This window comes from Bradyrhizobium sp. HKCCYLRH3059, assembly GCF_051168035.1.
GTDB lineage: Bacteria > Pseudomonadota > Alphaproteobacteria > Rhizobiales > Xanthobacteraceae > Bradyrhizobium.
This window is the reverse complement of sequence record NZ_JBNPUF010000004.1, coordinates 37684-49935: the sequence shown is the minus strand read 5'-3', so window position 1 is coordinate 49935 and position 12252 is coordinate 37684. Positions and strand designations below refer to the sequence as shown.

9 protein-coding genes and 1 pseudogene are annotated in these 12252 nt (G+C 62.4%); 4 read left to right on the top strand and 6 right to left on the bottom strand.

Going from position 1 to position 12252, the window contains the following annotated elements; translation table 11 throughout:
* Window positions 1-29: 29 nt before the first annotated feature.
* Window positions 30-323 (bottom strand): hypothetical protein, encoded by a 294-nt coding sequence (locus tag ACQR13_RS14050; RefSeq protein ID WP_315751599.1) that lies wholly within the window; start codon window positions 321-323, stop codon window positions 30-32.
* Window positions 324-664: 341 nt separating this feature from the next.
* Between ACQR13_RS14050 and ACQR13_RS14045 the strand changes: the two genes are divergently transcribed.
* Complete coding sequence (locus ACQR13_RS14045; protein WP_315751598.1) at window positions 665-2779, top strand: MASE1 domain-containing protein; 2115 nt, start codon at window positions 665-667, stop codon at window positions 2777-2779.
* Here the strand turns inward: ACQR13_RS14045 and ACQR13_RS14040 are convergent.
* On the bottom strand, window positions 2774-3436 hold the full coding sequence (locus ACQR13_RS14040; RefSeq protein ID WP_315751597.1) for a response regulator transcription factor: 663 nt from the start codon (window positions 3434-3436) through the stop codon (window positions 2774-2776). The genes ACQR13_RS14045 and ACQR13_RS14040 overlap by 6 nt on opposite strands.
* 581 nt (window positions 3437-4017) lie before the next feature.
* On the opposite strand from ACQR13_RS14040, the gene opgC reads away from it, so the two are divergent.
* Together opgC and ACQR13_RS14030 are read left to right on the top strand one after the other, a co-directional pair.
* A complete protein-coding gene (gene opgC, locus ACQR13_RS14035) occupies window positions 4018-5391 on the top strand; it encodes an OpgC domain-containing protein (protein WP_315751596.1) in 1374 nt (457 codons plus the stop codon).
* Window positions 5392-5799: 408 nt separating this feature from the next.
* Window positions 5800-5931: pseudogene (locus ACQR13_RS14030) on the top strand (IS3 family transposase); the annotation flags it as partial.
* Between the two features lie 50 nt (window positions 5932-5981).
* Here the strand turns inward: ACQR13_RS14030 and ACQR13_RS14025 are convergent.
* From ACQR13_RS14025 to ACQR13_RS14015, 3 genes are all read right to left on the bottom strand, one after another.
* On the bottom strand, window positions 5982-7214 hold the full coding sequence (locus ACQR13_RS14025) for a GGDEF domain-containing protein (RefSeq protein WP_434862913.1): 1233 nt from the start codon (window positions 7212-7214) through the stop codon (window positions 5982-5984).
* A gap of 112 nt (window positions 7215-7326) precedes the next feature.
* The gene (locus ACQR13_RS14020) at window positions 7327-8835 is read right to left on the bottom strand and encodes a class I adenylate-forming enzyme family protein (protein ID WP_316167932.1); all 1509 of its coding nucleotides are present in this window, start codon (window positions 8833-8835) and stop codon (window positions 7327-7329) included.
* A gap of 51 nt (window positions 8836-8886) precedes the next feature.
* On the bottom strand, window positions 8887-10713 hold the full coding sequence (locus tag ACQR13_RS14015) for an extracellular solute-binding protein (protein WP_315751593.1): 1827 nt from the start codon (window positions 10711-10713) through the stop codon (window positions 8887-8889).
* 261 nt (window positions 10714-10974) lie between these two features.
* Here ACQR13_RS14015 and ACQR13_RS14010 point away from each other — a divergent pair, with 261 nt between their 5' ends.
* Window positions 10975-11751, top strand: coding sequence for an invasion associated locus B family protein (locus tag ACQR13_RS14010; RefSeq protein ID WP_315751592.1), 777 nt, complete (start codon window positions 10975-10977; stop codon window positions 11749-11751).
* 149 nt (window positions 11752-11900) lie between these two features.
* Here ACQR13_RS14010 and hspQ read toward each other — a convergent pair whose 3' ends face one another.
* Entirely contained in the window at window positions 11901-12233 is a 333-nt protein-coding gene (gene hspQ, locus ACQR13_RS14005; RefSeq protein ID WP_315711998.1) for a heat shock protein HspQ, read from the bottom strand.
* Window positions 12234-12252: the final 19 nt, after the last annotated feature.

Sequence of the window (12252 nt, the reverse complement as noted above, 5' to 3'; positions counted from 1 at the left end):
GCCAGCAGCGTGCGTGCGGTGTCGCCCTGCTACAGCGCGGCGACGGTCACCGCCGTCTCCATGCGCGCGTTGCGCTTGCCATGCGAGGTATGGCGCATCACGGCTCGACAGCCGCCGCACGATCGCATGGCCGAACGCAGATCGGTCTCGGCGAACACGACCACGACCGAGCCGTTGTCCTCGTGGGTCCCGAAATCCATCCGGCGCATCAGCCGGCTGATGATGCGCCCGCCGTCATATTGGGCGCGGGGGTCGAAGTGATCGAAGGCGAAGCGCGCGACGGCAAGGCCGCCGCCATTCTTCAGCCGCCAACCTCCCCGCAACGGGCGATCGGCGGCGCAACCCCGACCAGCTCCGCCAATCGCCCGTTGCTGCACCCGCGCCACTCGGCGTCAAACAGGACTCTAAATCCTACCGGATGAAACTTCGGTGGCAGGTCAGTTGCAGAACAGGGCGGGCCTGCGATGCTCGCCGGTATCGGCATCATGCGAGCGCTAGCTAAGTCCGGCTCGAACGCGTGTGCAACCTTGAGATGGTCGCACGAGTCCCTAAAGAGGATTAATGTTTCACAGATTTTTATCAACGAGATCAGTTTCGCAGATCTTCAAGAAGATCAAAGGTCAGTTGTGGGGGGCGATCCAACTGCCTAGTTCAGGCATCGACGATGTCCGATCCACGATCACTATCGCCGGAGATAAATTTCCGCCGAGGCATTAGCTATGCCGGCGGTCTGGTCGCAATTGGACTGATCTATTTCGCCCTGGCAAAAGGTGGCCTTGCTCTCGCCTCTATTCATCCCAGTGCAACGCCAATTTGGCCACCGACAGGTGTCGCGCTGGCGGCGGTGCTGTTGTGGGGATATCGGACTTGGCCCGCAATTTTCACGGCGGCGGTGATCGCCAATGCGACGACCGCCGGCTCGGTTGCCACCGCGATTGCGATTGCGACCGGTAACTCTCTTGAAGCGGTTGTTGGCGCTTACCTAATCAATCGATGGTCGAGCGGATGTAATACGTTTTCGACGCCATATTCTGTCGCGAAGTTTACCCTGATTTGCCTCGTGATCGCGACACCGATCAGCGCCAGCATTGGACTGTCCAGCCTGGCAACCGCCGGGTACATCGAACGGACGAATTTCGCAAACGCCTGGGTCACATGGTGGCTGGGAGATGTGACCGGCGCGCTGGTCATTGCCCCCGTTATCGTGCTTTGGGCATCAAGCCCCTACCATGCTTTCAACCGCAAGGAATTCTTGGAGACGGTCGGCGTCCTCGCAACAGCGGCGGCTGTTGGACTCATTGCTTTCAGCCCCCTGATCGAGCAAACGCCGAGCCGAAATCCACTGGGTTTTCTCGCGATCCTGCCAATGTTGTGGGCGGCGCTGCGCTGCGGTCCACGTGACACCGCAACGGTTGCGCTGGTGCTTGCGGGGATCACGATTTGGGGGACGCTCACGGGCGGCGGCCCCTTCACGACCGTGGATCTCAACGTTTCATTCCTGCTGGTATTGATGTTTTTGATCAGTATTGCCGTTCCAAGCTTGCTACTGAGCGCCGACGTCGAGGTGCGCAAGAAAGCGGAGGAAAGTCTGCGCCACGCGCAGATGGAACTCGAACGGAAGGTCGCTGAGCGTACGCAAGAGCTGGAGCTCGCCAATGCAGCCAAATCGCGCTTTCTTGCCATGGCAAGCCATGATTTGCGGCAGCCATTACATGCACTAGGCCTGTTCGTTGCACAGCTGCGCACGCCGCTCAAATCGGGGGAAAGGACAAAGACGATCGAGCGGATCGATGCAACGCGCAAAGAAATGGATGAAATGTTCAACTCGCTCCTGGATATTTCCAGGCTCGATGCTGGAATCCTTACACCCAAAATTACCGAATTCCCGATCGCGCGCCTGTTGCAAACAATTGAGACTACGTTTGATCAGGCAACGCGAGAAAAAGGCTTGCGTCTACGCGTTCGGCGAAGTGACGCCTGGGTGCGGAGCGACGCCATGCTGCTCGAACGCATACTGCTCAATCTGGTATCCAATGCTGTGCGCTATACGTCACGGGGCGGGATCATCGTCGGATGTCGTCGGCGCGGTGAAATGTTGCGTATCGAAGTATGGGATAGCGGTCCCGGCATTCCTGAGGATCAGAAGCAGAATATCTTTGGCGAGTTTTTTCAACTACCCGGCCCAGAACGGAACCGGTACGGCGGCCTGGGGCTCGGCCTGGCTATTGTCGACAGGCTTCGCGTACTTCTCAACCATCAAGTCGACTTAGCTTCGACTGTGGGCCGAGGTTCGCGATTCTCAATCCTGATTCCGATGGCCGATAAATGCGTCAGGTCCACTGAGCCCGTCGACTCACCTCGCCCCGCAGCGGTCGAAGGTAAGGTAATTCTTGTTATTGCCGATGCTCCAATTGTGCGAGAGGAGACGGGCGGATTGCTTGGCAAATGGGGATACTCCGTCCTTACCGCCGGATCCGACGAAGCTGCGCTCATCCGACTGGCTGAGCGCCAACAACGCCTCGATCTTATAATCTCGGACTATCATCTTGCCAGCGGAAAGACCGGTATCCGAGCAATTGAACAAATTAGTGCGGCGTTTGGCTCGTCAATTCCAGCTATCCTCACCAGCGGCGATACGGCACCCGAACCATTACGTGACGCTAAGGACAGAGGGTACATTTTGCTGCACAAACCTGTCGACCCAATGCGGCTCCGCGCTGTCATGCACGAGTTCTTGAGGGATCAAGGCGATAGGAGAGACACCGGGGCGGCGTTATGAATCAGATTTCGGCGACAAGTCCCAGCCCATTTTTCCTACTTCTATTACTGCCTCGGTGCGACTCGTTACATTGAGTGCCTTGAGAACGACCGTGATGTGGTTCTTCACGGTCGGCACGGCCATATCGAGGGTCTTGGCAATGATCTTGTTGCTTTTTCCCTTCATCAGGAGCGCAAGCACTTCAATCTGCCGATCGGTCAACCCGAGACCCTTGGGAGAGTCCCGCGTCGCTAGCTTATTTGCAGGCCGCGGAGACGTTGGTTCCTCAAGTATCTCCGAGGGAATGTAAATGCCGCCAGAGAACACTAACTTGATGGCGTTGAGCATGACCTCACGTTCGGTAGTTTTCGGGATGAAACCCAGAGCGCCAAGTTTGAAGGCACGCTTGACTGTATCTTGATCATCCGAGGACGAGAGAATGACGATAGCAATGGTCGCATAGCGGTCACGCAGTTCGCGGAGGACAGAGAAGCCATCTCGATCAGGCAAATTGATATCAAGCAAAATGAGGCTGATGTCAGGATGTTCCTCGACTATGTGCACTGCCTCACGGCCGTTCGAAGCTTCAAAAATGACGGAGTCTCGCTTCAGTTGTTTCACGACAGCGTGCAACGCCTCGCGGATTAATGCATGGTCGTCGACAATAAGAACTTTCATAAAAGCTCTCCGTCATCCCATTGCACGGAGATCCAACTCAAAAAACATACACCCACCTTCGGGTCTTTGGCGAGGAAGAAGCTGGCGGAAGACTGGCTCTCGATACCGTCTATCCACCATCATCCTTGGCCCAACCAGCGGTTCGCCGCCGGGCACTCAAGGTAGGAGCCGAATGCCGTTGTGTGGTGTAATTGTAGTCACCGCACGGTAGGAGCGCGAGTACGGACCACGAAAGTCGTGGGACTCAGGGTCTCCTTCGCCTGTAGGCAAAGGTGATTGATGCCGAGATCTGTACGGTACCTTGATCATAGGACCTAGGAACCTCTCTCTGTGGACCTCCGGCTGATTTACGCGCTCTGCCGTTTGAACGATGATCGTCAAACGGACAGCCTCACGCGCCAGCAGGTTCTACCAAGCGCCGCCAGCCGCCATATGATCATTATCGTAATAGCTTTGGTGGCCGGGGTCGGCGTGAAGCAAATCTAGATTGCGGCGTTGTCACGATCCGGCAGCGCGGCGGTGACTTTCTGTCAAATTCGGTCCCTCTTGAAGCGTGCTCGTACGCCGGACGGGGCAATCAGATGCATGATCGAACTGCCGACCTGAAGCCATCGGTAGGCGCGTTGCCGGAGCTGAAAGGCTACGGCCGCGATTTGCGCATTGATGCCTGCCGCGGCATCGCGCTCTGGTGCATCTTTCTTGATCATGTCCCCAACAACATCGGGAGCTGGCTGACACTGCGGAACTACGGCTTCAGCGATGCCGCGGAAGTGTTCATGTTCGTGTCGGGCGTAACCTGCGCGTTGGCCTACGGCAAGGCATGGCGCTGCGGGGGGTGGACCGGCGTGATCGGCCGGACGCTGTGGCGAAGCTGGGATATTTATGTCGCATTTCTGCTGCTCACGCTCGCCTGCGCCATCATGGTTCACCTCGCAGGCGGCGGCCATCTTGCCGACGAGAGCAATACGCGCATTCTGTTGGAACAGCCGGGCGTGACGCTCGCGCACGCGGCGATCCTGCAATACTGCCCCGTCAACACCGACGTCTTGCCGCTCTTCGTGCTTTATCACCTTTTGTTCGCGCCGCTGCTGTGGCTGCTGCTGCGAGCGCCGAACGCAACGCTCGGCGCGTCGCTGTTGCTTTACGCACTGGTGCACGTCTTCGGATGGACCATCCCGGCATGGCCGAACGGCCACTGGGCCTTCAATCCGCTGGCTTGGCAGCTGCTGGTCGTGCTTGGCGTGTGGTGGATGATCGAAGACAAGAGAGCCCGGCCATGGGTGACCTCACGCACCGCGCTTGTGGCTGCCGCTCTCTATCTGGTGTTCAGCCTCATCATCGCATTGAGCTGGAGCATCAAACCGCTGGAAGCGCTGGTCCCGCAGGCGCTGCTGACGCTGCTTTACCCGATGGACAAATCTAATCTCGATCCATTGCGACTGCTGCATTTCTTGGCCCTTGCGGTTTTGGTGGTATGGTTAGTGCCTCGCAATTGGCGAGGGCTGACGACGGCGGTGATGCGCGGCGCCGTTCTCTGTGGCCAGAACTCGCTGCCAATCTACTGCCTCGGCGTTCTGCTGACGTTCGCCAGCCGCCTGGCGCTGCTCGGCATCTCGGAGGGGCTGACGATGCAGATCGCGCTCAGTGTTGGCGGCGTCCTGGTGATGATCGTGGCGGCGACGCTGCTGAACTTGATCAAGATCAAGCCGAGGCAGCAGCCGGACGCGAAGCCCGTCGAGCAGACAACCAGGTTTGAGCTGGTCGTCAATCTCAAGACAGCCAAGGCGCTCGGCGTTGACATTCCGTCCACGCCGCCCGCCTCGGGCCGACGAGGTGGCCGAACAAAGATGCTGTTTGCTCCGGTGCGCGAGTCCGGCTGCGGCGCTGATCCAGCGCCAGCAATCGCGCACGCCTTCGGGCCACCAGCGAAAACTGTGGGTCAGGTCGTGAATTAGTTCACAAGGACTGTGGAGCCTGCCCTTTCTTCTTCCGGCCATCGTACAGGAGCCAAGGCCATGATTTCCCACCCAAGGACCCACAAGGGAGCGGTGCTGATCGCGGCGTGCGTGATGTTTGCCAGCGTAGCGGCATTATTGTCGGTCAACGTGACGTCACCCACTAGCTCCGCGCTCGGCGCTGACTGGCAGTGCAGCCGGCTTGCGCTCGTTATCACGATCTGCACCCATGTGCGTGCACACGAGACCGTTTCAACTGGCGTGCGCAAGCGGACCTGGTACCCGGAATCATAGCTCGGTGATACGGCGGTCTTTGAAGCGGCGTTGCCGGGCCTTTTTCTTGGTCCAGACGAAGGGCTCAGATCTGACGTTATATGCTTTGTTGTAGTGACCTGCCCCTAGGAGTTTGCGGCCTATGCGGCCAACCTCACCGCAACGGGCGATCGGATGCGCAACCCCCACCAGCTCCGCCAATCGCCCGTTGCTGCACCCGCGCCACTCGGCGTAAAACCCAACAGGACTCTAAATGCTCCTGGATGAAACTTCGGTGGCAGGTCACTCGCAATGACGCCCGTGACGCAGGCAACGTTCTATGAAGCCGCGCGTTGCGCCTCGCCGTAGACGCGGGCCAGCAAGGTGCGCGCGGTGTCGCCCGGCTGCAGCGCGGCGACAGTGACCGAAGGCTCCGTGCGCGTGTCGCGTTTGCCGTGCGAGGTTTGGCGCATCACGCTGGAGAGGCGGCGGGCGATGGCGTGGGCCGAGCGCAGATCCGTCTCGGCGAACACGACGACGACGGAGCCGTTGTCCTCGTGGGTGCCGAAATCCATCCGTCGCATCAGGCGGCTGATGATGCGGGCGCCGTCATACTGGGCGCGCGGATTGACCGGATCGAAGGCGAAGCGGGCCACCGCTAGGCTGCCGCCGCTCTTCTGGGTCTGACTGACGGCGGTGGCAAAGTCGCGCGCAAAAGCGTTACGGGTGAGCAGGCCGGTCTGCGGGTCGAGCATGCCGCCGGCTTCGATGGCGCGCAGCGTGCGGTTGAGGCGCGCTTCGAAGGCGTGCTGGCGGATCAAGGGCAGCGCGCTGGCCGCGATGTGCGCGGGAGCGCCGGCGATGATCTCGAGATTGGCGAGTTCCTGCAGCGGCGCCGGCTGGTTGGCAGTGACGACGACGGCAAGGTTGCGGAAGCGGGTGTCCTCGGCGAGCACCGCGAGGAACGCATCGACCACGCGCGGCGAAAACCCTTCGCCGAGCACGATGCCGTCGATGTCGCGGCTCGACAGATGTTTGGCGGCGGCTTCGATGCTCAGCGCGCCGACGACCGCCATGCGTTCGCCGAGCGCGACCGACAGGCCGGGCAGGGAGCTGCCGCGGCCGAGCAGCAGCACGGTCGCGTCATCGAGCGGATCTGTTTCCGGCAATGTGGCGTCGGGTGCTTTCTTCTCATTGAGACGGCGCAGCACGGTGGTGTGCAGCGTGCGGACGCGCAACGCCGCGCGCAGCCGCGCCAGCAGCCGCTCGTGATTGTCGCTGCCATGCAAGGGAATGGCGTGGTCGGGCAGGACAGCGCCACCGGGTGCGATGGCGATCAGCGGCACGTACGGCTTGCGCGCGCCGACATGACGCGAGAACGCCGCAAGCTCGGTTGCATCAACATCCTCGACGACGGCAACGACCGCCGCCGGCTGAACCTTGGACATCATGCTGATCGCATCAGCCCAGCGCGTCTCGACGGAGGGGAGAATTTGCGCCACCGCGAGGGCCGCACTCAGCGAAGGCCGCGTGGACGAGGAGACGATGAGAAGCGGGCCTTGTGGGGACATCCAGGGAACTCAGGATACGCTGACGTTACATCGCGATCCTAGGTCCCTCCCGTTAACGCAGCGTCAACACTGTTCCAAACATGACGGTTCCGTAGCTGTCCGGACGGCAGGATCAGCCGCCCGAGCCGGCGCGGTCGCGGAAGGCCTCGACCATCAGCGGATTGAGTCCCAGCTCGGCGAGCGCTTCCCGCGCGCGCGCATTGTCCATCGCGCGGCCCGCGAGGCGGTGACCGCTGAGACGGTCGGGCAGAGCGGTGAGCAGCGCGCCCTGGCCCAGCCGCCTCGACCATTCGTGCAGATCCTGGGCGAGGAAGCGGTAGCCGCCAACGGCCATCACGCCGGCCGGCGGCGCCGTGATCGAGATCGTGTCCTGGGCGCGGTCGAGGCGCACGGCGTATTCGGTGTCGACGTAGTCGCGCGGCGCTGCCGGCATCAGCGAGTCGCTCGGCGGTTGCGGCGGCGCGTAGGCGGCCAACACGACCATGGGCCCACGCAGTCCGAGCGTGCCCTTCGGCGTCACCAGGATCTCGCCGGCGATCGACGAGCCCGGCTGTTCGCGCGGCGCGCCCTGGCGGCCCGGCTTGACCGGCCCGGGACTGCCATCGGCCGCGGTGCGGCGCACGGCGAACAGTCCGGCTTCACCGAACAGATAGACGTCGGTCATCTCGATGTCGCGCGTTCTCCACGATGCGCTCGACGCCACCTGCTCGGGCGCGCGCCACAGGCCGAGCACATAGCGCAGGTTCGGCAGCCGCGCGGCCAGATTGCCCTCGTCGAGACGCAAGGCGAGTTGAGCCGGGGCGACCAGCGTATCGCAGGCCAGCTCCGCGAGCTGCTGTTCCAGCGCGTCGGCGTCGAACGGGTGGTGCAGCGCAAGGGTGCCGCCGGACAACAGCCAGGTCACGACCGAGGCGGCGAGGCCGGCGAATGACGACGGCAGGAAGGCCGACATCATGTTCACGCCCTGCGGCAGATCGCTCTCGAGCGAGACGGCGAGCCCACCGGCGATCAGGCTCAAATGGGTGCGCGGCACGGCGCGGAAGCCGTCGGCGGTCACGTCGAAGGAGACGATCGCGGCCTTGCGGCCGTCCGGCATGAGCCCGCGCGTCGAGCGCGAGGGTTTTGCGATCGACTGGTCCAGCGAATACATCCCCTCGGGCAGATCGGAGCCGAAGCCGCAGACGTGGCGGATCGAGAACGCCTCCGCCGCCGCATTCATCGCGAGATCGGAGTGAATCACGCCGTCGATCTTCGACATCGTGACGATGGCGCGCGCGCTGGTGCGGTTCAGCGCCGCCACGAGCTCCGACTGACGCCACAGCAGCGGGAATACGGCGACCACGAGGCCGGCGCGATGCGCGGCCAGCACCGTCAGCACGAACTCGATCGTGTTGGGCAGTTGGACCGCGATCACCGAATGAGCCGGCAGGCCGGCGTCGACGAAGTGCGCGGCCAGCGCCGAGATCACGCGATCGGCTTCGGCATAGGTCAGGCGCATCGGCGGTCGCCCGGTGACGCGCTGCTTGTTGATCGGATCGACCAGCGCAACCGCATCCGGCTTGCGCGCCAGGATGCGTTGAAACAACGCGTCGAGCGTCGGCGACGTATTGGCCTGATTCACCTGTTGCCCCGTACTTTCACGGACCCGGCCACGACCAATTGCCCCGATTGGTCACTTCCGTGCCGGCTCCGGCCGCTGCCACCAGCTCTCCGGGAGCGCTCCCGTCAAAGCTGTCCTCTCTGGCCGTTCTATACGATTCCACCGCGCGATCCATTCCTCGGCGGCATTGAGCACTGGAATAGCGTAGAACCCCGCCATCAGGGTACGGTCCAATGCGCGAACCGTCGAGATAAATTCCGGCCTGTCGCGGGCGCGCAACAGCGCCGCGATCATGGCGTCGATCGCCGGGTCCTTGGCGCCCATGTAGTTGCGGGTTCCGGTGCGGTCGGCGGCCTCGCTGCCCCAATAGAACGCCTGCTCGTTGCCGGGAGACAGCGACTGGTCCCAGCGGTTCTGGATCATGTCGAACTCGAAGCTCAGGCGGCGCTGGTCGAACTGCACGGGATCGACGACCCTGACGGACGCATTGATGCCGGCCCGCTTGAGACTGCCGGCGTAAGCCAGCGCAATACGCTCCTGGTCGCGCGTCGTGACCAGGATCTCGAAGGCGAGGGGGGCCCGCGTCGTCCGATACCGCAAGACCGTCCCGTCGAAGCCATAGCCGGCCTCGCCAAGCAGATCGAGCGCCGCCTTCAGCGTTGCGCGGTCGCGGCCGGACCCGTCGGTGATCGGCAGGCGGTAGCTGCCGTCCATGATATCGGGGGGGATCTGCGCGGCGTACGGCTTCAACAGATCGAGCTCGGCCGCATCGGCTGGACGTCCATAGGCCGAAAGCTCGGATCCGGCGAAATAGCCACCGCTGCGGCGGTACAGCCCGAAGAAGTAGTTGCGGTTGATCCATTCGAAATCGAACAGCAGCGTCAGCGCACGGCGCACCTTCACGTCGGCGAACACCGGCCGCCGCGTGTTGAACACCAGGAACTGCGAGGGCTGCGGCATCCCCGAGGTGAAGCTGTCGCGGATGACCTCGCCATTGCGCGCGGCCGGGAAGTCGTAGCCGTCGTGCCAGCGCAGCGGTTCGGTCTCGACGCGGAAGTCGTACAGCCCGCGCTTGAAGGCTTCGAACTGTCCATTGGACTCGCGGTAGTAATCGAGCCGGACCTCGTCGAAGTTCCACAATCCGCGGTTGACCGGCAGGTCGCGTCCCCAATAGTCCGGATTGCGGGTGAGGGTGACACTGGATCCCGGCTGCACCGCGGTGACACGATACGGGCCCGACCCGAGCGGCGCGGTCATCGTCGTGTCCTCGAAGCTCGCCAGGTCGGTCGCGTGCTTCGCCAGAATCGGCATCAGGCCGAGGATCAGCGGCAACTCGCGGTCTTCGGCGCCGCCGAAATCGAACCGGATGGTCAGCGGATCAAGCACGTCGACCCTGGCGACCTTGCCGTAGTATTGCCGGTGGTTGGGGCGGCCGTGATCACGCAGCAGCGCAAAGGAGAACGCCACGTCCTCGGCGCGCACCCGGCTGCCGTCGGCGAAGCGGGCGCGCGGGTCGAGCCGGAAGGTGACATAGGTCCTGTTCTCGTCGGTCTCGACGGTTTTCGCCAGCAGGCCATACAGCGTGAACGGCTCGTCATTGCCGCGGGTGAGCAGGCTCTCGACCACATAGCTGCGGATTTGCTGCACTGCGATACCGCGGACGATGAACGGGTTCAGGCTATCGAAGGTGCCGAGCAGTCCCCATACCAGACGACCGCCCTTGGGCGCGTCGGGATTCGCGTACGCCATGTGGTCGAAGTCGGCGGGCAAGGCCGGGTGACCATGCATGGCGATCGCCGCAGTTTCTGCCGCTTTCGCCATGGGAGTGTAGACCTCGGGCAACAATGCCAGCGTGACGGCGACACATCGCACGGCCGCGCTGAACATGCGCTGCAGCATCAGGATCGGGGCGCAAGCATTTGATTCGGAACAGGTCACAAGGGGCTTTTACCACACGCTCGCCAGCGCTAGACCGCGGCTTCGACATGGTCTCGCGGCATTGATTCTTCCGCGCACCGCGTTAAGAAGGCGGGCGATTGAGTTACGGCGGTAACGCCTGTCACTTAACCGCCTCATTTCCTGAGGAGACAGCCGCTTCAACGGCTTGGTGTGGCGCCTTTGGCGGTCTCGGGCGCTGCCGTTCAGAAAGGGTTTTCCGCAATGAATTTCCGTGACTTGGCCTCGTCGGTTGGGCCGCGTGGGCGGCTTGTCGCGCTGCTCGCGGTCACCGCGCTGGCCGTTTCCTTCGCTCCTTCGGTTGCGCAGGCTCAAGCGCCGAAGGCGAAGGCTCCGGCTGCCGCTCCCAAGGCTCCCGCTCCGGCCGCCCAGGCCCCTGCCACTCCTCCCGCCGGCGGCCAGCCTCAGGCCCAGGCTCAGCAGGAGATGCCGCAGCTGATCTATGCGCCGTGGACCAAGTTCTGCCTGAAGGGGCAGGATGCCAACGCCAAGCAGGTCTGCTTCATTGGCAAGGACGGCCGCATCGAATCCGGTCAGCCTGTGGTTGCAGCGGTCATCATCGAGCCCGAAGGCGAGCCGAAGAAGATCCTGCGTGTGACCCTGCCGCTCGGCATGCAGTTGCAGCCCGGCACCCGCATCGTCATCGACAACAACCAGTTCATGGAAGGCAAATACGTCATCTGCTTCCAGAACGGCTGCATGTCGGACTACGAAGCAACGCCCGAATTCGTGAACAGCCTCAAGAAGGGCCAGACCCTCTACGTCCAGGCGATCAACTCGAACGGCACCGCGCTGACGCTGCCGCTGCCGCTGCAGGAAGGCAACAGCAGCTTCGCCAAGGCCTATGATGGTCCGCCGACCGACCCGAAGCAGTTCGAAGAGACCCAGAAGAAGCTGCAGGAAGAGCTGCAGAAGCGCGCCGAGGAGCAGCGCAAGAAGCTCGAGCAGACCCAGCCAGGCCAGCCGCAGGCGAAGCAGTAACGCCGGTCGGGTCCATTCCGCAAAATCAAGGGCGCTCCATTCGGAGCGCCTTTTTCGTTCTGCGAACGGATATGAGGGGAACTTGCGCGCCGGGACCAAAGATCAAGCCTGCGCCGGCGGCGCTGGGTTGAAACCCTCCGGTCGACAGGTCAGTTCATCAGCGGATTGCGCGGACGATAGCCGCCCGACTTGTCCTTGATGAAGATCTCCGCAACCTGGGAATGGCGGATCGGCTCGCCGGACTCGTCGGGAACCAGGTTCTGCTCGGAGACATAGGCGACGTATTCGGATTCCGCGTTCTCGGCCAGCAGGTGATAGAATGGCTGGTCCTTGTGCGGACGGACCTCCTCGGGAATCGACAACCACCATTCCTCGGTGTTGTTGAACTCCGGATCGATGTCGAAAATCACGCCCCGGAACGAGAACACCCGATGCCGGACGATCTGGCCGATCTGAAACTTGGCAGTTCGCGCTTTGATCATCCCAGTCGAATAGACCAGG

Bases quoted from the DNA above. Each gene is read 5' to 3' on its own strand.
- opgC (WP_315751596.1), top strand. From the start codon at position 4,018: ATGCATGATCGAACTGCCGACCTGAAGCCATCGGTAGGCGCGTTGCCG.
- ACQR13_RS14040 (WP_315751597.1), bottom strand. From the start codon at position 3,436: ATGAAAGTTCTTATTGTCGACGACCATGCATTAATCCGCGAGGCGTTG.
- ACQR13_RS14025 (WP_434862913.1), bottom strand. From the start codon at position 7,214: ATGTCCCCACAAGGCCCGCTTCTCATCGTCTCCTCGTCCACGCGGCCT.
- hspQ (WP_315711998.1), bottom strand. From the start codon at position 12,233: ATGATCAAAGCGCGAACTGCCAAGTTTCAGATCGGCCAGATCGTCCGG.
- ACQR13_RS14015 (WP_315751593.1), bottom strand. From the start codon at position 10,713: ATGCTGCAGCGCATGTTCAGCGCGGCCGTGCGATGTGTCGCCGTCACG.
- ACQR13_RS14045 (WP_315751598.1), top strand. From the start codon at position 665: ATGTCCGATCCACGATCACTATCGCCGGAGATAAATTTCCGCCGAGGC.
- ACQR13_RS14010 (WP_315751592.1), top strand. From the start codon at position 10,975: ATGAATTTCCGTGACTTGGCCTCGTCGGTTGGGCCGCGTGGGCGGCTT.